General features: G+C 39.5%; 19 protein-coding genes. 14 read left to right on the top strand and 5 right to left on the bottom strand.

Translation table 11 applies throughout. The annotated features are described in order from the left end of the window. The first annotated feature begins 175 nt into the window (after positions 1 to 175). From OEV42_14255 to OEV42_14245, 3 genes are all read left to right on the top strand, one after another. Positions 176 to 376 (top strand): hypothetical protein, encoded by a 201-nt coding sequence (locus tag OEV42_14255; protein ID MDH3975438.1) that lies wholly within the window; start codon positions 176 to 178, stop codon positions 374 to 376. A gap of 115 nt (positions 377 to 491) precedes the next feature. Continuing rightward, positions 492 to 1,733 (top strand): M48 family metalloprotease, encoded by a 1,242-nt coding sequence (locus OEV42_14250; GenBank protein MDH3975437.1) that lies wholly within the window; start codon positions 492 to 494, stop codon positions 1,731 to 1,733. A 3-nt stretch (positions 1,734 to 1,736) separates the two neighbouring features. Beyond that, complete coding sequence (locus OEV42_14245) at positions 1,737 to 7,199, top strand: AAA domain-containing protein (GenBank protein ID MDH3975436.1); 5,463 nt, start codon at positions 1,737 to 1,739, stop codon at positions 7,197 to 7,199. Positions 7,200 to 7,257: 58 nt separating this feature from the next. On the opposite strand, the gene OEV42_14240 is transcribed toward OEV42_14245, so the two are convergent. Both OEV42_14240 and OEV42_14235 read right to left on the bottom strand, forming a co-directional pair. Continuing rightward, the gene (locus tag OEV42_14240; protein ID MDH3975435.1) at positions 7,258 to 7,797 is read right to left on the bottom strand and encodes a GNAT family N-acetyltransferase; all 540 of its coding nucleotides are present in this window, start codon (positions 7,795 to 7,797) and stop codon (positions 7,258 to 7,260) included. A gap of 230 nt (positions 7,798 to 8,027) precedes the next feature. After that, positions 8,028 to 8,288 (bottom strand): hypothetical protein, encoded by a 261-nt coding sequence (locus OEV42_14235; protein ID MDH3975434.1) that lies wholly within the window; start codon positions 8,286 to 8,288, stop codon positions 8,028 to 8,030. Positions 8,289 to 8,964: 676 nt separating this feature from the next. Between OEV42_14235 and OEV42_14230 the strand changes: the two genes are divergently transcribed. From OEV42_14230 to OEV42_14210, 5 genes are all read left to right on the top strand, one after another. After that, on the top strand, positions 8,965 to 9,234 hold the full coding sequence (locus tag OEV42_14230; protein MDH3975433.1) for a hypothetical protein: 270 nt from the start codon (positions 8,965 to 8,967) through the stop codon (positions 9,232 to 9,234). A gap of 3 nt (positions 9,235 to 9,237) precedes the next feature. Next, positions 9,238 to 9,765, top strand: a complete 528-nt coding sequence (locus tag OEV42_14225) for a DNA-binding protein (GenBank protein MDH3975432.1) — start codon at positions 9,238 to 9,240, stop codon at positions 9,763 to 9,765. 476 nt (positions 9,766 to 10,241) lie between these two features. Continuing rightward, entirely contained in the window at positions 10,242 to 11,306 is a 1,065-nt protein-coding gene (locus tag OEV42_14220; GenBank protein MDH3975431.1) for a tetratricopeptide repeat protein, read from the top strand. Between the two features lie 316 nt (positions 11,307 to 11,622). Continuing rightward, positions 11,623 to 11,904 carry a DUF4258 domain-containing protein gene (locus tag OEV42_14215; GenBank protein ID MDH3975430.1) on the top strand — a complete coding sequence of 94 codons (282 nt, stop codon included), beginning with the start codon at positions 11,623 to 11,625 and terminating at the stop codon, positions 11,902 to 11,904. Next, a complete protein-coding gene (locus OEV42_14210; GenBank protein ID MDH3975429.1) occupies positions 11,901 to 12,395 on the top strand; it encodes a YgiT-type zinc finger protein in 495 nt (164 codons plus the stop codon). Before OEV42_14215 ends, OEV42_14210 begins: the two co-directional genes overlap by 4 nt. 432 nt (positions 12,396 to 12,827) lie before the next feature. Here the strand turns inward: OEV42_14210 and OEV42_14205 are convergent, their stop codons facing one another. Continuing rightward, on the bottom strand, positions 12,828 to 13,559 hold the full coding sequence (locus OEV42_14205) for a hypothetical protein (GenBank protein ID MDH3975428.1): 732 nt from the start codon (positions 13,557 to 13,559) through the stop codon (positions 12,828 to 12,830). A 778-nt stretch (positions 13,560 to 14,337) separates the two neighbouring features. After that, positions 14,338 to 14,640, bottom strand: coding sequence for a hypothetical protein (locus OEV42_14200; protein ID MDH3975427.1), 303 nt, complete (start codon positions 14,638 to 14,640; stop codon positions 14,338 to 14,340). A gap of 541 nt (positions 14,641 to 15,181) precedes the next feature. On the opposite strand from OEV42_14200, the gene OEV42_14195 reads away from it, so the two are divergent. The 6 genes from OEV42_14195 to OEV42_14170 all read left to right on the top strand — a co-directional run bounded on the left by OEV42_14195 (position 15,182) and on the right by OEV42_14170 (position 21,228). Further along, the gene (locus OEV42_14195; protein MDH3975426.1) at positions 15,182 to 16,294 is read left to right on the top strand and encodes a hypothetical protein; all 1,113 of its coding nucleotides are present in this window, start codon (positions 15,182 to 15,184) and stop codon (positions 16,292 to 16,294) included. Further along, positions 16,291 to 16,767 carry a DUF6521 family protein gene (locus tag OEV42_14190; GenBank protein MDH3975425.1) on the top strand — a complete coding sequence of 159 codons (477 nt, stop codon included), beginning with the start codon at positions 16,291 to 16,293 and terminating at the stop codon, positions 16,765 to 16,767. The genes OEV42_14195 and OEV42_14190 overlap by 4 nt, the downstream gene beginning before the upstream one ends. Continuing rightward, positions 16,764 to 18,701 (top strand): DUF3732 domain-containing protein, encoded by a 1,938-nt coding sequence (locus OEV42_14185; GenBank protein MDH3975424.1) that lies wholly within the window; start codon positions 16,764 to 16,766, stop codon positions 18,699 to 18,701. The genes OEV42_14190 and OEV42_14185 overlap by 4 nt, the downstream gene beginning before the upstream one ends. A 63-nt stretch (positions 18,702 to 18,764) precedes the next feature. Further along, positions 18,765 to 19,073: a hypothetical protein gene (locus OEV42_14180; protein MDH3975423.1), complete on the top strand. Its 309-nt coding sequence runs from the start codon at positions 18,765 to 18,767 to the stop codon at positions 19,071 to 19,073. A gap of 263 nt (positions 19,074 to 19,336) precedes the next feature. Further along, positions 19,337 to 20,596, top strand: coding sequence for an ATP-binding protein (locus OEV42_14175; GenBank protein MDH3975422.1), 1,260 nt, complete (start codon positions 19,337 to 19,339; stop codon positions 20,594 to 20,596). After that, a complete protein-coding gene (locus tag OEV42_14170; protein ID MDH3975421.1) occupies positions 20,596 to 21,228 on the top strand; it encodes a DUF4276 family protein in 633 nt (210 codons plus the stop codon). The genes OEV42_14175 and OEV42_14170 overlap by 1 nt, the downstream gene beginning before the upstream one ends. A 79-nt stretch (positions 21,229 to 21,307) precedes the next feature. Here the strand turns inward: OEV42_14170 and OEV42_14165 are convergent, their stop codons facing one another. Further along, the gene (locus OEV42_14165; protein MDH3975420.1) at positions 21,308 to 22,522 is read right to left on the bottom strand and encodes an IS256 family transposase; all 1,215 of its coding nucleotides are present in this window, start codon (positions 22,520 to 22,522) and stop codon (positions 21,308 to 21,310) included. Between the last annotated feature and the right edge of the window lie 138 nt (positions 22,523 to 22,660).

Genomic DNA, 22,660 nt, shown 5'->3' with positions numbered 1-22,660 from the left:
GGGGAGCCGTGCGTGATTAATATTGCAAAACAAGACAGTGAAGTATAGAATATGTATCAAAAACCAGTGGGCATGCCCCGTCAAAGCATGTTTTAATGGAGGGGAATCGATAACATGTAATATTCATAGCCCGCACCGGCAAAGGTGGCGGGCTTTTTTTGTATTAAAGGGGGGATTGAAATTTAAACGGTTGCTGTCCTTTAGACTGCTACCCGGGACGCGCCTCTACAAGACGCTGGGCGGCAGAGCGATTGTTGACACTCAACAAAAAGGGCTTTCACCGGCAGTTGATTCCTTTGAAAAAGCCCTGAAGCAGCGTTCTGATCATCCTTTGGCTATTGCTTACTCGATGGATGGCAGGCAGCTTGAGGCATAGGAATTTGCTGAGATAGGTTTTATTATTTTCAAAGCGATACTAACGATTTTAAAGGTCTCTGCCTTATTAAGAACCTGATATGAGCAACTTATGGCTAAAGCATGGAAAGGGTTAAATGAATAAATCACCTCAAAGTTTTTCCGGTATGGTTCTTTCCCCTTTTGAATATCACAAAAAACTTCGTGATCATTTCAAAAGCAGAAAAAAAACCTGGAACTGGTTTTCAGAGGAAAGCAACAAATCAAAACAGGTGGAAGAGTTTAAAACAAACCTTCTGAAGAATACCTACCGGATGGATAATGAATCCCATGAGAACCTCTATGAACTGGCTCATGAAGTCTGCCAAGCGCTTAAGATAGATGCCCAGGTGACGCTCTACCAGGAACACAACAGCCTACAACTTAATGCGGGCATTTCCATAATCGATAATGAAGCTCATATCGTATTTTCAGGCAATCTTGTCGGCCTTTTATCGGAAGACGAAATAAAGGCCCTTCTGGCCCATGAACTGAGCCATTATCTCTTTTATAAAATCGACAACGGTGAATACGAGATTACCCGGCGCATCGCTTTAGCCTTGGCAAACGATGTTCGAAGTGAAGATGCCATTATAGAAACGGCACGTATCTTTCAGCTGTACATGGAACTCTTTTGCGATAACGGGGCCCTTCAGGTTTGCCATGACTATAAAACGGTTATCCAAATGCTTGTAAAGCTGAATACCGGTCTTACCCAGGTTAATGCCGAAAGCTACCTTGCCCAGGCGCAGGAAATAATAAATTTCGACTCAAACGTAACACTAAATGAAAGCCATCCCGAATCTTACATCAGGTGTCTCGCTTTGCACCTGCATGTTGAGAAAAATGAAGACTACTTTGGCAAGGTTAAACATCTGATAGAGGGCGAAATCGATCTTAACAAACTGGATATTTTTCAGCAAAGCATTATGCAGGAATATACAAAAGACCTGCTCCAATTGGTTGTGACGCCGGTCTGGATGAACAGTTCAGCCGTTACGAATTTATGTAAAGAGTATTTTAGTGATTTTTACAGGAACGCGGAGCACAAACAAGCAAACCGACTGGCGGGCGAGTTGGAAAAAACCATGCCATCCGTTAAAAACTATATGGCCTACCTCTTACTCGACTTTGCAAAGGCAGACCCGGACATGGAAAGTGCACCCATGGGCCATACCCTGGAAATAGCGGAATTACTGGGACTTAAAGATCATTATGAAAAAAATATACGAAAAGAACTAAAGCTTACTGCCAGGGATTTTAAAATCATGAAAGAAAAGGCACTGGCTGAACTGCAAGAAGTAAAAGAAGGGAAGGAAGAGAGTTTATACAACGACTAGACAATGGATAAAGAAGAACTTTCATTTTTTGATTTACTGGAGCAAATTAAAGATTTCGGTGCCATTAAATCTCCCGATTTCATTGCCCTCGCATTGCCCCTGCTTGAGGAAGTATGTGAGTTGCATGAAAACAACATGGTGGCATTCATTACGTCCATCGATCAAATCGGGCACAACAATCAAAAGCTCTGCTTAAATACAAAAGGAAAGGCTATTCTCAAAGCCGACACGCCTCTATTTGCCAAACCGGCCCGGCAGGGTGCGCTCGATGTATCTCGTGGCATCACTGAAAGCAATGACCTGGACAGCCATCAGATCGAGCAGGTCAATATGGAGATTCACCAGGACGGCAAGCCGATAGATGCACCTCTCTATATGCACAATTATAAATGCTGGGATCACGAAAAAGGGCATTACAATCCCCTTACCGATGTATTTGTACTTGGGCAGATACTAGCAAGCCTTGCTTTTAACCTCGACTTTAGAAACAGCGATGACCTGGAACTTTTTGTTGCCAACAGGGAGAGTCTCTTTTTCCTGAATAAAAACCTGCACCCCACCATACTAAACGTCATTTTCGAGATGACAAACCTCTATGTGGAAGAGAGAACGGCCAACCTGGAAGAGGTCCTTACAAAGCTCAAGAACTATCGTGAATATAATCCTGAAAACTATGTGGACCTCACACAGACCGAGGGCTTTAGAAACCAGGATATTTCCGAACGGGATAACTGGATACTTTCAAAATTAAAGAATCGATTGTTTGATATAAGCAGGAGGAATAAGCTTCTCTATTTTACAGACAGGCAAAGCTTCCTGAACCTTACTCTCGGCTCTGTGCCCTTGCTTCTTGATTATAAGAATATTCGCGAGAAGGACCTTATCTACTGGAACGACGAAATACGGCAAAAGTTGATTAAAAAGAAAAAACTGCCCCTTAACTCCTACCTTGAATTCAAAGAGAATCGATTCCTGGCGACTACCTTAAATAAGATAAGGCTTGAGGCAAGAAAAAGTAAAAACGAATATGGCTTTAGTCAGCTCAGGACGGTTATCGCTTTTTTACATTGGTATAATTTCAAGGAAAACAGGGAAGAGCGTATTACGTCGCCGCTGCTTCTTATGCCTGTAGAAGTGATAAAGAAAAAGGGCGTTGAAGACCAGTACACACTTAATTTTTCTGATGGGGAAGCGGAAATCAATCCTGTCTTAAGTCATTATCTTAAGGACTTGTATGATATTGCTCTGCCCGATTTTATCGATCTTGAAACAACATCCATCGAAGACCTGGTTGCCTCCATCGAGAAGCAAATAGCCATAGGTGGTACAGGAATAAGGCTCAAATGGCGGCAAAAACCGAGGATCCAGCTTATTCACAGCATCGCCAAAAAGAACTTCAGCATGGAAAGTAAAAAACTGGAGAAAAGAAGCAGGGGGCTGAACCTGCGCTCCTTTTCATACTCTTATAATAAAGATGATTTTCAACCCTTGGGGCTGCAGATATTCAATGAAAGAATCAGGCATAAAAACAATGCTCTCGAATACATAATTAATGAAGATTTGAACCCGGCCGATAATTTTGCCGTCTCTGAAAAAAACAGGACATTTTACACTACTGATAACGATGGCGAATTGAATCCTCTCATATGGGAAATTGATACATGCAATATCACTTTAGGAAACTTTAATTACCGGAAGATGAGTCTTGTCCGTGATTATAATGAGATCATAAATGCCAGCATAAAAAATAATATCTTTGAACAGCTTTATAGCGAAATTCCAAAGCGAGTGGAAATCGCTGAAAAAGAAGATGAGCATCTACGGGCCAATTACCCGATCATCCTGTCGGACCCCACCCAGTCAAAAGCAGTCCAGATTGCCCGTTCAGGTGAAAGTTATATAATCCAGGGGCCTCCCGGTACGGGGAAATCACAAACGATTACAAACCTGATTGCAGATTATATTGCAAGAGACAAAACGATCCTCTTCGTTTGTGAGAAGAGGGCCGCCCTGGATGTTGTTTTTCACAGGCTTAAAAACAGGAAATTAGACGAATTGTGCTGCCTTATCCATGATTCTCAAGCCGATAAAAAGGCATTTATCCAAAACCTGAAAGAGACCTACACCGATTTTCTGGAGAAGGATCTCGACCATGCATCAATCGGGCGGCAACGGGATGTAATAATTGATTCCTTGAATGAAGAGATAAATAAAATCTCATACTTTCACCAGGTCATGACAGATGGAGATGTTCCTCCTCTGGAGTTGTTTGAAGTCCTCCATGCTACAGGTCAAGGAAGAACCTTACCGTCAGAAATAGAGCTTATCCATTTTCCCCTTTATACTGAATGGAAAGAAAACAGGGAAGGGATTGTACAATGGTTTGAACAGTTAAAAATAAATGATTTCCGGGGATATATTGCAGATTATCCATTGGTAAGATTATCACCGGAGATTTTAGGTGAGAGTAACTACAAAGCGGCCATACTTGATAGGCTGAATAAATGCACGGCCTTACTGGATGAATTCAATGAGATGCTGGATGACCTCGATGAAAATGATTCCGACGGCAGGACAATCTCAAACTGGGCTGAACTGTTTGAGCTGGCTCTTAAAGTAAAAGGGTTGCTTCAGGCGGACAAGCTGTCCGTTTTTAAGCCCCAGTCCAAAGAAGCGGCCCATCTTTCATCGATAAAGAAAGATATTGACTCAAAAAGATCCCTGCAGCAGGACCTCGAAAAGCAAAATCATAACTGGCGCATTAAATTTAGCAAAGATGATTCAGAGGCCGCTTTGGCGCAATATTTAGGCTTTAAAAAAAGTATCTTTCGCTTTATCAACCCCAATTATTACAAACTGAAATCGCAGATCAATGAAGCTTATGATTTTGACGCTCATAAGATTAGGCCTCAGGTTACCACCATTCTGGAAAAGTTGATATCCGAGCATGAGGCTGAGGAGCAGGTGAGGAGTTTAAAAAAACAGGCGGAAGAAGAATTCGGTCTGACCTGCTTTGACGAAGAGTATGGCTGGATAGAGACAATGCAGCAAAATCCGCATGAGGCAATCACTGCCTGGACCGATTCCGACCATAGGGGCTACCTTCAGTCATTGTCGGCATTCAGCGCTTCATTTAAGGAACTCCTAACCATCGGGGAGATGATATTTGGAGAGCCTGGAAGATTTAATTTATCTGAGCTGGAGGATAAGCTTTTAATCAGCAACAAGGCACTGAATTCCCTGTCGGCCTTTGTTCCCTTCATCTTAAATGCAAGTCAATTAAGCGATGAAATGAGGGGCTGCTTATATAGAAAAAAATGGGCGCTTCCCGATTTCGATTACAACCTGGCCTATAAATCTCTTGCCGGCATCTATGAGCAGGAACGGCAGTTTTCCGATATGGATGAAGATGCTTTAAGGGTGAGCATATCCCGTGTCAATGCACTTTTGGATAAATACTACGACAGTAATGTAGAGGCCATCAGGTCGAAGATAAGAAGTCAATTCCTCGAAAAAGTGAGGATTACCGAGTCTGCGGCGGCCCAACTCAGCAATGATGAAAAAATAGCAAAAAAATCGCTTAGCTCGGCGCGAAGAATATTGGAAAACGAGTTTGGAAAATCGATGCGATATAAATCCATAAGGGAACTGACCTCGAGCAATGCCAAAGAGCTGATGACGGCCCTAAAACCGGTATGGCTTATGAGCCCTCTCAGCGTTTCCGACATCATGCCTATTGACCAGTCCATATTCGATGTTGTGATTTATGATGAAGCCAGCCAGATTACGGTGGAAGAAGGCACACCCTCACTTTTCAGGGCGAAACAGACTATCGTTGTCGGTGATGAAATGCAAATGCCGCCCACAAATTTCTTCAGTACCATTACGCTGCAGGATGAGGAAGAAGAGGATATTGAAAGCAAGATAGGAATAAGCCTGGACGCCGATAGTTTACTCAACCAATCTTCACGGAAATTATCGTCCGTTATGCTTGGCTGGCACTATCGCAGCCGCCATGAAAGCCTGATAAGCTTCAGCAATGCGGCATTTTACAAACGGGAACTGCTTACCATTCCTGACAGCGTGATTCATCATTCGGACAGGGAGCCTTTGCACCCTATTGTCGATATTAGCCAAAAGCCCGACATTACGAAGGTTCTTGACAGGAGCATCAGTTTTCATTACCTGGAGAATGCTTTATATGAAAAGCGGAAGAACAAAGATGAGGCCACTTATATTGCAAGCCTGACGGCGGAGTTCTTAAAGCAAAAGGTAAGGAAAAGTATCGGCATTGTGGCCTTCTCCATGGAGCAGCAATCGGAGATCGAAGAGGCCCTGAACAGGTTGGCCGGCGATGATCCGCAATTCGACACATTGCTGGAAGAAGAGTATCAGAGGGAAGATGAGGATCAGTTTAGCGGCTTATTTGTTAAAAACCTCGAAAATGTACAGGGTGATGAGCGGGACATTATAATCATGAGTGTCTGTTACGGGTATAATTCAAATGGTAAAATGCTCATGAATTTCGGCCCCATAAACAGGAGGGGAGGCGAAAAAAGGTTAAATGTCATTTTCTCGAGAGCAAGAAAGCACATGGTTGTAGTTACGTCCATTTTGCCGAACGAAATAAAAAATGACTATAACGATGGGGCCAATTATTTTAAAAAGTTCCTAAGCTATGCAAAACATATTTCCCAAGGGGAATTGCCAAAAGCCAATTTGATTTTGGACGGCATGTTCAGTTATGGAGAGCAGGAAAAAGAAAAGCGCCTCAACCCCATGATCCTCCAGCTTAGGGCGGCTCTGGAAAAGAAGGGCTATGAGGTGGAACCTGACATAGGGCAATCACACTTTAAATGCGACCTGGGGATAAAAAAACCGGGTGAAAACCGGTACCTGTTGGGGATTTTAATCGACAAGAGAGAACATTATGCCAATGAGAACGTACTGGAACAATACTGCCAAAAACCTGAGATTCTAAACACTTTCGGCTGGAAAGTTGCCACTGTTTATGCGAAAGACTGGCTGGAAAAACCAGGGAGAGTTTTGGAAAGAATAGAACAACTATTATCAGGTAAAGAGCGTTCCCATAAAGTAGATATTGAAGAGCTAATTGCTGACAAAGTGTCCTCTCATGAGCCTGTAAATAACAGAACTGAAGTTACGGAAGATCTCCGGCAAGAAACAACACGGGAAGAAAAGGTAGAGCCAGAGGAAGAAAACAATGCTGTTGACGCAAAAGATAATTCCTTATTCGAAAGATATGAATATGTCGGGGGAAACAGTAATAAGTATTGGGAAATCAACGTAGAAGGAACTACTGTAACTGTACAATACGGAAGGATAGGAAATAGGCCGCAAGTAAAGGTAAAAACCTTTGAAACCAATGAGCGTGCTTTAAGTGAAAAGAAAAGCATGGCATCTAAAAAATTGAAAAAAGGGTATATCAAGGCCATAAAGTCTTAATCTAACTGTGAAGGAGACTTGTCTTCCAGATTGGCAGAGCAAAGGCGAAACCTTATATTTAAACCTTTTCAGGGGGATTAACCTTGCTGCTGTCTGACTTTGTAAGCATATCATACACTTCATATTTCATCACAATTGGCAAGTCCGGGGTTATCAGGTGTCCTCGTTTGTCTAAAATTCTTTTAATTGGATCGAAAATTTCTCTTGAATATCGGTTAGCAGCAATCGGATAGGAATGTCCTTCTTCATCAGTCCATTTATTTACTTCTTTATAACCAAAGCGTTCAAAAAAACCTATTGATCGCGGCACTGAATAAATGATTGAAGTATGATCTCCTGAATAGCGTGTTGCAAAAGCCATGCGTGCCAATACCATTGTTGAGCCGACTCGACAATTTTGAAAGGCAGGATCAACCATGCCATAGCAAAGTATATGAAACTTCAGGCCAATATCTGTCACACCACCACAGGCAATGATTTCATTATCAGGTGTCTGGGCTACAAAAAAAGACAAGGGATCTTTATCAAGATATTCTTCAAAGGATGGCAAGTGACCTTTTGGAAAGCGATCCGGTGCATTTTCTTTATATATACGCATTACGTTCTCTCTATCCTTTTCCTCGTACGACCTTATTTGAAAATTAACCTTTGGCGGAGGATAGAGCTGTCGTTGAATAAAATTAGGGGCGAAAAATCTGGCGATTCTGTGAGTTATTCGCATAATTATATATTCTAAAATTTAAGTAACATAACCGGATATAATCCGGGAATTTAGGCAACTCCCCGATTGCACTTCACTTCATTCAAGCCAAGCACTAGCTAAATTGATTACATGCTTTTTATTTCCGCCGGAACCTCTTGCGCTCGTTTGGTAGTAAAAACTCCCATTACTGCAGGGTCAGTCATTTCCGATACAAATTCAGCTATTATTGGTGCTGTATCGTCATCAATGTAACTAACATTAGCGGCCAACTCAATAACGTCGGCAATATACGTAAGTTCATGCTGTCCTAACTTCCCCTTAATGAAAAGCTCGCAAAGTGTATCGACGTCCTCAAGTGTAAAAATAATTTCAACATCCTGGTCCACTTGAATTCGGATAGACGAACCTCTTTTTCCTTGTAAAGATACATACTCATGCAAAAGTGGCTCTAGCTCGGCACTGAGCTTATTTACAAGAGCAGGATTATCAAGACTGTTTTTAAGGTACTTAGTTTCATTGCGCCTAACTATACAATCATTCCGTTGGAAAAATCTAAAAAAATATTTTTAATAAAGTTGTATAAAAGAACACTATCTTTCTAATCAGTGAAAATCCGCTAAATCCGTGTCATCCGCGTTCCATGCCTTTCCTCCATCCTGTCATCTCTATAAGCCGTTGGTGCGAGCCATAGGCCTGAGCCAGTCGAAGAATCATTCCGCATTCCGCAATCGCAAATCCGAAATTCTAACTATCAATTATCCATTTTCAATTATCAATTATATTTCCGCATGCGTGCTTAATATTGCAAAAGAGGACACTGAAGTATAAACTATGTGTCAAACTGGTGGGCATGCTCCTTTAAAGCAGTTTTAAGAGGGAAAAATCAACAACAAGGTCTAAACTTCAAAGCCCGCACCGGTAAAGGTGTCGGGCTTTTTCAAGTTAAAGGGATATGTCCTGCCTTTAGATCAATAAGCTAAATATATTGCACAGCACACAAACCGGGTTGTCACTTGACAACCTGCCAATAATATAGTTATACTTTCAGGAGATGAACTACGAATGCCGAGAAAGATGCATCCGAAAAAGGAAATTGAAGAAGCCCTGAAATATGCCGAGACGAATGGATGGCGTGTTGAAACAGGAGGTTCACACGCCTGGGGTAAAATTTATTGCCCTTATAACAGTAAGGATTGCAGGTGTGGCGAGTTCTGTATTACCAGTGTCTGGAGTACTCCCAGGAATGCCGGGAACCATACCCGGCAAATCCGGCGGGTAATTGACAACTGCGCAATGCACAACAGGAATGAGCCCCCTAATAAAGAGGAGTAAGTCATGAAAGAGTATGAATTTACATTAAAGTTCTCTTTGAAGAATACAAAGGAGAATCCCGAAAAACATTTGGGGCGGTTGGCCGCCGAAGGCTGCGATGACGCCATCGTAGGGATAGGCCAGAATGGTCGCATTGCCTTAAGCTTCACACGCGAGGCATCAAACGCCTTTGACGCCGTTTACAGTGCCCTTTCCGATGTAAAAAGGGCCATACCGGGAGCAGCTCTGGTGGAAGCGACACCCGACTTTGTGGGCCTCACTGATGTAGCAAAGCTCCTCGGATTTACCAGGCAAAACCTGAGAAAGCTCATGATTGCCAGCGGAGCGGAATTCCCCACCCCCGTCCATGAAGGCAAACCTGCCATCTGGCACCTTGCCAAGGTCCTGGACTGGCTGAAGAAAAGAAAAAAATATCGAATTGAAGATAGTCTCATTGAAGTTGCAAAGGCAACCATGCAATTCAATGTAATGAAAGAAACAACCGAACTGGACCCCGACCTTCAGAAGCAGATCCGACCGCTCATTTCCTGAGCCGTCGGGAATCCATAAGAGATTTATCTCGCGCAAAGCCGCCAAGAATGCAAAGAAAAGAAATAGAACAGGTCTGACGCGGATTTAGCGGATTTTCGCTGATTTGAACGAAAGTCTTTTAACCGATGATTAAATTATTTTAATCCTGTAAATCCTGTTAATCTTGTCAAAAAATTTTCTCTCTGTGCCCTCCGTGCCCTCTGTGGCAATATAAAATCTTTTTTCCGTGACCTTCCGGCACTTTCCGTGGTAATAAGGTTTTGCTCTTCCCGCTTGCGTGATTAATATTGCAAAACCTATCAACTAAATATAAAATGTGCGTCAAAATTGGTGTATTTACCACATTATTGAAGCATAACGCTAACGGGGGTTAGAAAAATATCTTTAGCAGTGGCGTTTTTTTGTTGAATTATAAGAGGGGTGAGTCTTGAATCCCGCTTTTTTCCTATAAAATATTAAATTAAAAGAGACATTTTATGAAACGATATACTGAATCACTCATTTATCTCATGGGATTGTTACTTTTTTTGTTTGTTGCTGACAGCGTCTTTGCACAAGGACCGTTACGCAAAGGCTCAGAGGCTGAGGCATACAACAACACTGGCTATGACTATTATAAAAATGGACAATATGATCTCGCTATTTCTTATTACAGCAAAGCTATTGAAATTGAACCGAGGAATGCCAAAGCTTACTACAATAGAGGAAATGCTTACGGTGCGAAAGGCCAATATGAGCGTGCCATTTCTGATTTAACCAAAGCCATTGAAATAAATCCCAGGCATACCGCTTCTTACAATAGCCGGGGATTCCATTATTATAGGATGGACAAGCTTGACGATGCCATCCTGGACTTTACAAGGGCAATTGAACTAAGCCCCAAGCATTTTAAGGCATATTACAACAGGGGCCTTATGTATGGTCGTAAAGGTGAATACGATAAATCCATTTCGGATACAAGCAAAGCGATTGAATTGAATCCTTGGCTTTTTCAGGCATACGTCAACAGGAGTATTGCATATAAATTAAATGGTCAATATGACCTCGCCATCAAGGACTCCAATAAGGCCATCCAATTAAATCCAAACCATACTAATGCCTATGTAAGTCGAGGTGACGCATTTTCTAAAAAGGGACAATATGAGCGTGCCTTTTCTGATTATAACAAGGCTATCGAGATAGATCCTAATTACGCCGAAGCCTATAACAATCGGGCAGGGACTTATACCCTGACAAATCAGTACGATCTTGCCATTGCAGATTCCAACAAAGCAATTGAGATAAATCCGGAACTTGCTGAGGCATACGACACACGAGGAGAAGTCTATTACAAAAAGGGGCAATATGACCTTGCTATTTCGGACTTTAACAGGGCTATCGAATTAGACCCGGAAATTCAAGATGCCTACAAAAATCGGGGGGATGCCTTTTCCGCTAAGTATAAAGACAAAAAAAGAAGTTGCTCTGATTGGAAAAAGGCCTGTCAATTAGGCCTATGTGAAAACTATGACCTCGCAAAAAAAGAGGGTACATGTAAATAATTATAAAAAATCTACTAATAATTAATGGTTGTTAGTAGAGAGCAAGCGCAGCCCCCACACAATCCCCTAAATCCCGTTAATCCTATCAAAATAAGAAAGAAGGCTTTTTTTAACACCACGCAAAAAGTGCGTGCTTAATATTGCAAAAGAGGACACTGAAGTATAAACTATGTGTCAAACTGGTGGACATACTCCTTTAAAGCAGTTTTAAGGGGAGAAAATCAATAACAAACCAACCAAGCAAGCCCCAAGCCTACCATTGCGCTAAACGCAATATTTGCCTTGAAAACAATCGCTGTTGTTGCTATAGTCAAATATGGATCAACCCTATTCAAAGCATGAAGCAAAAAAGCTGCTTCGTAAAATTTTAACGAATGGATTTATAACCTATTCAAGGCCTCACGCCATAGATCGGCTTAAGGAACGCAATCTCACCATGGTTGACTGTGAGAATGTGCTTCGAGGAGGTATCGTAGAAGAAGCGGAATACGAAAACGGTTCCTGGCGGCATCAGGTGAGGACGAACAAGATAGCCGTTATTATTGAATTCCTGTCGAAAGAAGAAGTATTGATTGTTACTGCATGGAGGTTGGAATGATTTGCCCGGACTGCAAAAAAGAGGAGATGGTTAAAGGTACGGAAACAATACGTTACGAGGAGAGCGGCCTCCCCAATGTGGTATTGAAAGATATTCCGCTCAGGCGCTGCGCCAATTGCGGCAACCAGTTGGTCTCCATTCCAAACCTGGCAGGTCTTCACCGCTGCATCGCCGTTGCACTTGTCAACAAACCGGAAAGGCTAACCCCTCTTGAAATCGGTTTCTTGAGGAAGTCCCTTGGCTGGTCCAAGGCGGATTTTGCCCGAAAACTGCACGTCCGGCCAGAGCAGGTTTCACGCTGGGAAAGCAGCAAAGCCCCCGTACCCATGCAGGTACAAAGCGAACTTTTATTACGCTCTCTCGTCGCTATGGGGCAAAAAATTGACGATTACAAAGACCACATGGAAGAACTCGCTTCAAAGACCGCCACGGAGCCGTCTATCGTCTCTTTAGGATACGACGATGCAGGCTGGCATAAATTGGCGGCTTGAGGAGGTTGAGCGAAGCGCAACCCATCAAAAGGCACCTCACATTTTTTCTTGTCATTTCGACTGAAGGGAGAAATCTTAAAAAAGTTTTTTGACAGGATTAACAGGATATAGAGGATTAAAAGATTTTAATCCCGTAACCTGCAACCTGTAACCCGCAACGGCCTTTCCCATTCCGCAATCCGAATTCCAAAATCCAAAATTGAATGATCCGCATTCCGCAATCGCAAATCCGAAATTCTAACTATCAATTATCCATTTTCAATTATCAATTATATTTCCGCATTTGTGATTAATATTGCAAAAGAGGACAGTGGCGTATAGAATTTGTGTCAAATAACGGTGGGAAAATCAAAAACAAGGTCTAAATTTCAAAGCCCGCACCAGCAATGTTCCGGGGTTAATAATTTAAATGGTCCCTATCGCTGTTTTTCTCTAATCAAACCTGTAACCTAAAATAAAAGTTGGTAACTCTATTATAAAATCGATACCATCTATTGTGGCGCCAGGCGTATATTCTTTAGCCTGGAAGACCCAGTTTTTATACTTATACTCCAGCATAAGACCAATTGACGTACCAAAATCTTTACCATCAATGGTCTTGATAGGTAATCCCGGACCCTCAACCATGACTCTGCCCTCGGCTGACATATATCCCAGACCAAACCCCGCGCCTATTTTGAAAGAATGATCACCAGAACTGTTTTTGAGAAAATCGTAAAAAACTGTGGGTGTTAAGTACAAATACTCTCCATCAATGCCTGTGTTATCTTCTCCTGATCCTGAGAGAGAATATGACTCTATACCGAATTCTACAAAATAACCAAATGAACTGTTTGCAATGTAGTTATTCAATGATTTTACGGACAATGCAGGCTCCAGCTCTTCATCGCTGTTCATTTCCGCCACATCATACCCTGTTGACTTCTCCTCCCCTTTAAGAAGAGCCCAATTCGTTGAGACTCCAATAAAAGGTTGAGCGGCATATGTGCTGCTTGTTTGTAAAGATAGCATTATGCCCGCAATTAGAGGGGAGAGCTTGATGGTAAGACAGAAAAGCCCTCTCATTGAAGCAGATATCCTGCCATATAGGGCGGAATCAACGAGGAGTTGAAGGCATTTAGATGAGATATCCTTTTGATTTCCCGAAGGAAAAGGTGTTTCCAATGTCAGGCCTCCTTACATGTGAAGCGTTAACAAATTCTCACCCCATAATCGATCCTATCACTTTGTAAGATCATTTGCTAATTTAACTTTCGGATCTATTAAATTTTCACCTCAATTCATGGATAGCCAATGAGCTTTTTTATAGTTCAGAAGATTGGTTGAAAAAAACAGTCTCGCCCAGAGACGCCAAGGCGCAGAGAATATAATGTCATTTCAAGTACGCCCGAACGCAGTGACAAAGTACTCCTGGGGTGAAGTCGGGAATCCATAAATCAAATCAGTGAAAATCCGCTAAATCCGTGTTCTATGCCTTTCACTCCGCAATCCGCAATCGCAAATCCGCAATTGAATCAATCCAAAATTCTAACTATCAATTATCCATTTTCAATTATCAATTATATTTCTGCATACGTGATTAATATTGCAAAAGAGGACACTCATGTATAAAATATCTGTCAAAAACCCTGTTAGAGAAGCATACCTTTAACGGGGGCAATAAAATTCCTTCTTGGGTGGGCTTGTCCCGTTAGAAATCTGTTTCTAACGGGAGGGGAAAATCAACAACAAGGTCTAAACTTCAAAGCCCGCACCGGGAACGGTGGCGGGCTTTTTTAGTAACTTGGAAATAACTTGCAGAGTTTCTCTGCAATAGATATTTCGTTAAGGCACTTACACCCCTCAAGGGGGTACTGAAAAGAGTCCGGCTCGTCCGGGCAATGAGCGGGAGGGGCATGATTTAACAGCCCTGTTTTCCCGCAGGTAATCGATTCCGACTCTGTCATTTTTCTTTATGGATCGGGGGGGGATCACTGATTGAATCGTATAAACGAAAATTCTGGCAATTAATTTGATAGAGGAGATCATCTTTACCATGGGGGTCAATGTCGTAGTGGGTACGGTTTGGTTCATTGCTTGACATGATAAGAAAGTGAGTTGAAATTGCTGCACTTTTTATTTCCGGATGGTTTTCTTCGAACCACCTGAAAAAATGGTCACGCTTTATTATGTCACCTTTTTTCAGATCCAGTTCTGCAATGAAATCCTTAAATAATTGCTTTACCGTTTTTTCATTAAATGACATTTTGCCTGGCCTCAATTCTTTTTTTCTTCCGATTTTAACGAATAGTGACTTCTTTTTATCAATATATTCTTCATTCTCTCTCAGGAAGAGCCTCTATCTTCTATTAAGTCCCGATACAATGCAACATTTTTCTTTTATCCATTTTTTTAAATTGGGGAATTCCTGGGAATCCATAAATCAAATCAGTGAAAATCCGCTAAATCTGTGTCATCCGCGTTCCATGCCTTTCAATCCGCATTCCAAAATCCCCACTCTCTGAACTTTGAACTCTGAACTTTAAAACTATCTCCATACGTGTGTGATTAATATTGCAAAAGAGGACACTTGTATATAAAATATCTGTCAAAAACCGGTGGGCATACTCCTTTAAAGCAGTTTTAAGGGGGGGGGGAAATCAACAACAAGGTCTAAACTTCATAGCCCGTACCGGTAAAGGTGGCGGGCTTTTTTGATTTTAACTTTAAATAGTGGCTGTCCCTAATTATTGTCTAGCGGGATGGACATACTAGAATAATCACAAACTCAAAAAAAATTTAAACACGTGAAAAAAGATAATTTTGCCAATCAAGCTACTAAGAAAATCTTAGGCATTGAATACCAAAAACTCATTGCACTAGAAAAGTGTTTTGAAGCAAAACCCAATGAATTTATTTGGCTTGAATGTTTTGGAGATGTAGCTGATTCAGATACTTCAGCGGAGATAAAGCATCATTTAGAAAATGAAAATCTCACTGACGTTTCTGTTGATTTCTGGAAAACACTCAGAAATTTCGTAAGAGAAAAACATCTACTCAATCAGTTTAATCATTTAATTTTGCATACAACAGCCAAAGTTAAAAGTACGTCTATCTTTAAAAACTGGAACAATTCTGATAAAAACACCAAACTTGAAAAACTAAAAAATATCACACCAACAAAAACAATTAAGGAAATGTTTGTTGAGATTTTTGAAATTGATCAAAAAGAATTAATGCCAATCTTAGATAAATTCAAAATTGAATATGAACAACCTAATATTAATGAAAAGGTTCTTCAATTAAAAAACCATCCAGCAATGATAACCATACCTGACCAATATAAAGACAGATGTATTGAAGGATTAATTGGTTATATTACAAAGAAAGCAATTGACAATCCCAACAGATGGCATATTGAAAAGAACGTTTTTAACAGAGATTTTCAGCACTTAACAAGACCATACATAAAAGATGATTTGCCCTTCCCTGTTGTAGAGAAAAATGAAGTTGATGTAAGCGAAAGAAAAGCTTTTACATTTGTGAAAGAGATAAGAGTTATCAACTATTCAAGAAAAATAGACAGGGCAATTTCTAATTACTTACGGGCAAATTTGAGCCGCATAAAATTGCTTGAGAACACACCAGCGATTGATACTAATTTAGATAGTTTTGATGACAACTTAAAAGACGAATTAGAAGATAAAAAAATTACGTACTCTGAAAAGGTTAACTCTTCAGCCATTGGAACAGACGATGCGCACAAAGTATCGAGAGAACTCTATGATAATTGTTTGAATATACCAAATTTAACTATAGATGACGTACAACCAATAAAACAATATTATCAAAGAGGCCGCGTTCATAATATCGTTGAAGAAGAAGGCTTTAAATGGAGATTTGAGGAGGAGGATTTGTGAAAGCAAGCGCCTTAAAAGCAATAATGTACTCCCCGCAATGGACTTCAAGATTGTTACATTACTTCATAAGTGGAGCTATGGCTGTAAACGACAAAGGAATTAAATTTGAGTTGATCTTTTTTGCTTTGCCACTTGTATTAGATAATAAAATAGCCAAGAAGCTGTCAAATTCAAAAAAAACTTCTACATTAACAACTGTTTTCAAAGAAGTTGATTTAAAAGAACGTTTAATCGGTATTAATGAACGTATAGAAAACTATAGGGAAATAACAAATCAGGGCCTGATTTATCTTGGAAATACAGAAAAGCTCAATATAGGGGAGTATATCAATATTAGTGAATGCATAAATTATCAAAAAGAAAACGATCTTTTTTTGAAACAAAAATATAAAGCGGCCTATAACTGGGGATGTATTTTAGGGAAGCAGAATTACCAATCCGTTTTTTTGAGAATGGGGGTAACTACGATATGAAAGCGCATATTAGGAAAATAATCCTTTTCAGCGAGAAAGGGGACAAAAGAGAGGTTGATTTAAAAGAGGGACTAAATATCATTACAGGAGATTCCAAGACTGGTAAAAGTGCTCTAATAGAAATAGTTGATTACTGTCTATTCTCTTCTCGGTCCGGCATACCCAAAGGTAAAATTGATAAATTCGCTTCTTTGTTTTCAATAGTTCTTGAGGTTGAAGATAAATTATTAGTAATAGGCCGTCCAGGTTCTAACACTGCTAATTGGAGAAAGGCATATTTTGCAATTGAAACAGATAAAAAGTTTTTAGATGATTTTTCTATTAGATATTTTGAACAACACCAATTAACAGCCCTTAAGGAAGTGCAAAGCGATGTTGAAAAACATTTGGGGCTTGCAGTAACTGATACAACGGAAGATATAGATGAATTTAGAAAAACAGGCAAAGCTACGATGAGGAGCTTTGCCTCATTAATTTTCCAGCATCAAAACCTAATAGCAAACAAGCATGCATTATTTTACAGGTTCGATGATTTTCAAAAAAGGCAACGAACGCTGAACGAAATCCCGATTTTAATGAACTGGGTTGATGGGAAATATTACAGTCTAATTAGAGAGAAGGAAGAAAAAGAGAAACAACTGAAAGCAGAAAAAAGATTAAAGAGAAAAATCGAGCAGAATAAAGATGTCCTGAAAAATAAGTTATTGAACTTAATTGAAAACTACTATGCTTTATTAGGTTTGGAGATTGATAGGGACTTGTCTTTCGCTGAATTAAAAGCAAAAGGCCAAAATTTGCCTCTAATGCCTGATACAGCTTATAGCTCTACCGGACTACAAGATCGCATAAATAGTTTAAAAAAACAGAGGCAACTTAAACAAGATCGTCTTTATGAGGTTGAAAAAGAAATAAATGAACTAGAAGAGATAGAAAATATTGCCATAAACTATGTATCTAAAGTAAAAGAAATAAGCTCAACAAATGCTATTGAAGCAGATCTTCAAAATAATCAATGCCCCATATGCCATAACCCAGTCAAATCATTCAATGAAACCTTGACGCTTGTTAAAGAATCAAGGAGCAGTCTGAGAGACGAACTGTTAAAAACGGGAACATATAAGGAAGACAATTCGGAACTACTCCAAAACTTGCGAAAAGAAAGAGACGAGTCTAAAAGAGATATCCGCAGTTTAACAGCGTCAATCAATCAATTAGAAGATCAAGATAAAGAGTTAAAACAAAGAAGACCATTAAGAGATCAGTCTATGATCCTAAAGGGAACGATAGAGACAACAATCAAACAAGTACTTGACGAAAATACTTTGGCAAGAGATACAATCGACCTTAAAGATTTACAGATACAAGTTAATGATTTGAAGGAAAAATTAGATGGCTATGACTTAAGAACGAAATTTAGTAAAGCAGATGCTTTCTTATATTCCAGAATGAATGAAATTTGTGGAAAATTAGATTTTGAAAAAGAATTAAAACCAGAGAATTTACACTTCAGGCTTGAAGACTTTAATTTTTTTCATTTAAAGGACCATAACAAAATTTATTTGTCTGAAATGGGAAGTGGGGCAAACTGGTTAGCTTGTCATTTATCTTTATTTTTGGCATTACTTCATTTGATTTGTAAAGAGAGCAAGTCTTGTATCCCTTCTATTCTTTTTATAGATCAACCAAGTCAAGTTTACTTTCCCAAAGAGTTTCAAAAAACTGATGACAATGAAGAAGAGTACGATGAAAATATTATTCAAGTACAAAATATTTTCAATACTTTAGTAGAAACCATACGAGAAATTGAAGAAGATTGTCAATTTACACCGCAAATTGTAGTCATGGAACATGCAGACAATTTGGAACTTAAAGGTGCTAACTTTAATTCCTTTGTAAGGAAAAGATGGGCAACAAATGGTGAAAAGCTAATATAAAGCGTAAAAGCTATAAGGTCACATCTTAATAGCTTAACCAATAGCAACTAAATCATTTTTGATATGAAGAAACAATTTAAAGATCAAATAGCACCATTTCCATATGACCCAGCGTGGTTAATCAAACTCGCAGAAAAACAGATTCCGGAAGAAACAGAAATTATAGCTTCACTAAAATCTTGTACAACTATTGTTGGCTTCTGTGAATGTGGTTGCGGTGATCCCTATTTTATTGAGCCGGATTCAAGCGATTGGGATTTTGACTACAACAAGATATTAGAAAGAGAAGATGGGATTGACATTATTTTGGATGTCATGAGGAATAAACGGATTGGGTCAATTGAAATTGGGGAATGGCATAAAAAACACTAGCGGCTGATAAGTTATGCAAGATGTACATCACCCATTTAATTTCGTGGGCAATGCCGACATTACGAAACTTATCATGGATGTTCCTAGAATTCCTACGACCCTTAGTGACCCATAAGTAGTTTATCTCCAAACTTCTTCCTTTATACTACTTTTCAAATCCTTGACAAAATATTAACTACATCATATTTCTACTTGCATTAGAGCATTAAGCATGGTAAATATTGCATATATACCTCTAATACTGCAAAAAAACAAAGGATATTATGTTAAAACCAAAAATAAAAGAAATTTTTGTAGATGGATATAAAAATCTTATTAATTGTAAGGTAATTCTGCATGATTTCAATATAATTGTAGGACCTAATAATGGTGGAAAAAGTAATTTCTTAGAAATTTTTAATTTAATTAGAACAATAATTGATGGTTCTAAAGAGGAAATCAAAGGTATATTTAGAGGCGGGATGCTGGAACGTGGCATTATAGTTTGCCTACTCAAAAAATATAAAAAAAAACCGATTACAATATCTTTTTTAGTTGAAGCATCTGAACCTCATATGCAAATAGGTTATTCTATTGTGCTAGGTTCATTAACGGCAGAGGATGATTTTCGATTAGGTATTCTTAATGAGGAGTTAACCTTAAAAAATATGAGAAAAACAGGACCTGCCGTTAAATTATTTACCAGAGATAAAAATATAGTTAAGGTTAAGCTTTTAAATAAGATAGTTAGTCATGAGATAAATAATGAAATGTCTGTTTTTACTCTACTTCCCCAGCTTTATCCTGATAGAGATAAAATAGATTCTAATTTTATAGAAGCAAGTACAATAATGATGCGCATTTTCCGTACTAGTGTAACGGCTCCTCAACCAAACGAGTTAAGAGAACAACTTGGGGAAGGTGTCAAAATCCCATTTACCTCACCAAGGATCAATTCTTTTGATTTAGTAGAAGTTGTAAAAAAGATATATGAAAACAAAGCATTATACAAACAATTTAAGAACGTTCTATGCCAAATACTAGACCTTGAGGATGTATTAGTTGAAATTCTCAAAGCACCACCTGTTTTAAGAAAAAAAGTTGAAGAAGTGCCCGATGAAATTTGCTTTTTAGCTTTAAAAATGCAAGGCCAAGGATATACGTTAATTAATAGTTTATCTGATGGGACACTTATTGTTGTGGCAATTTTGATCTTATTACTATCCCCGGATAGGAAAGGTCCACTCCTTTGCATAGAAGAGCCTGAAAATTGTTTGCATCCCAAGGCACTTAAAACTCTAATGACATATTTGCGTCAAAAGTCAACTGAAACACAAATAATAGCGACAACACATTCATCGTATATATTAAATCAGGTAAGTCCTGAGAATGTAATTATTGCTAGAATTAAAGATGATGGCAGCACAACATTTGATGAAATAAAAAATATCAAAGAACTTCACAAAAGATTGCGAAGTGGATATATAAACTTTGGTGATCTTCTCGAAACTGAGTTTGAAGAGGATGAGGGAGTTGAATTTTAATGCCTTTGAAAGAAAAAGGCACAAACAAGAAGTTACAAGAAGTTTCTCTGTTTTTTGTCGAAGGTGAAACAGAAATAGAATTTTATACAAAAGAAATAGCAAGACACTTTCCAACTTTAAAGAAAAGAATTATTAATCTCCATGGAAACTCAAATATTCATAGAAAAGTTCTAGGTAAAGCATTCGACTTCATAAATAAAAACAAAGAGTATGTAATTCGTATTTTCTGTTGTGTAGATAGAGAAAGCAGAGACCACAATCCCCCCCTTGATATCAATGAACTATCCAAATCAATTTGTGAAAATCCTCTTTTAGAAAAACATGTGATTTCTGTTGATAAGGTTATTGCAACACAAATGATAGAGTCTTGGTTTTTTTACGATATAGAGGGAATTTACAGGTATTTAAGAGCTCCCCGTAAAGAGAGAAATCCTTCTAAATACCAACCTCCAGAAAAATATACACATATAGACCTATCAAAGCTTTTTGAGCGTTACGGGAAAACATATATTAAAGGGAAGAAGTGTAAATATTTTATTGATAATTTAGATATCATAAGAATATACAATGAATGTCAAGAACTCAAGGATGGTATTAAACTTGTTGAAAAGAGAATAAAAGCAAGTGAATAGGAATCTAAATATCAGAACAAAACTTAATCGTTAGAAATGGGCATGTCAAGTTTTCTGTGTAAATGAGAATTTGGTCAATCTACTTTAATGGTACCCTTTCTCCAAAAATGATGGCGAACTGATTGATCGCTGCTCCCCAATTCCTGATCGGCATGGACCACTTTTTCATAATATTTCGTATCGCAAGATAAAGCAATTTCATTGCCGCATTATCATTTGGGAAAGAGGCCCGGTTTTTGGTGACCTTTCGCAGCGTCATATTCAGGGATTCAATGGCATTAGTTGTATAAATGGCCTTTCGGATCTCTTCGGGATAGGCAAAGAAGGGAATGACACGAACCCAGTTGTTTCGCCAGGATTTGCTGATCAAAGGGTATTTCTCATCCCATTTTTTCTCGAAGGCGTCAAGGGCCGCCTCGCCTTCTACCTCTGTGGCAGCACGGTAGATGGCCTTCAAGTCACTGGCAACGCCTTTGCGGTCCTTCCAGGAAACATAGCGAAGTGAATTTCTCACCATATGCACGATACAAAGCTGAACCTGTGTTTTCGGATAAACCGTCTCTATGGCTTCGGGAAATCCCTTGAGTCCATCCACGCATGCAATAAAGATATCTTTCAGACCCCTGTTTTTTAACTCGGTAACAACTTTGAGCCAGAATTTGGCCCCTTCCTCACGTTCAATCCACATACCCAGCAGATCTTTCTGTCCATCCATGTCGACACCGATGGCCAGGTAGACGGCTTTGTTCACAATATGCCCCTGGTCACGGATTTTTACGCGAATGGCGTCCAGATACATGATGGGGTAAACTTCTTCCAGGGGACGATTCTGCCATTCCCTGACTTCCTCCAGTACTCCATCCGTCACATCGGAAATCAAATCTGGAGAAACTTCTACCCCATAAATCTCTACCAGATGCCCCTGAATCTCTCGTACTGTCATCCCGCGGGCATACATTGAGATGATTTTGTCGTCAAATCCATCGAAACGGCTCTGCCCCTTCTTGACAATGACCGGCTCAAATTCTCCATTGCGGTCACGGGGCACTTCGATGGACAACTCACCATGGCCTGTCTTAATATTCTTTGGATTTCTTCCATTTCGGGAATTCCCGCTGTTTTTCCCTTCAGGTGAGTGCTTTGGATAGCCCAGATGATGAGTCATCTCTCCTTCCAAAGACCTTTCGATAAGCGCTTTGCTTAACTGTTTCAATATGCCCGAATCCCCTAATAAATCCTCCGGCTTCTCATAATTTGCTAATAGTTCGTCCAGCAGTTCTTTTCTTATTGGCATTCTTTCCTCCCTGTAAAAAACCATACAGGGTCACCCATTAGAAGTACCCCTGTCAATGGCAAAACGCATCTATTAGCAAGGAAAAAGTTTTTTTCTTGCTGCCTTTTCATAGAGTTAACAATATATTTACCATTCCCG

Source organism: Deltaproteobacteria bacterium (assembly GCA_029860075.1).
Taxonomy (GTDB): domain Bacteria; phylum Desulfobacterota; class JADFVX01; order JADFVX01; family JADFVX01; genus JAOUBX01.
Note: the sequence above shows the minus strand (reverse complement) of the source record. Positions and strands in the feature narration are given on the sequence as shown.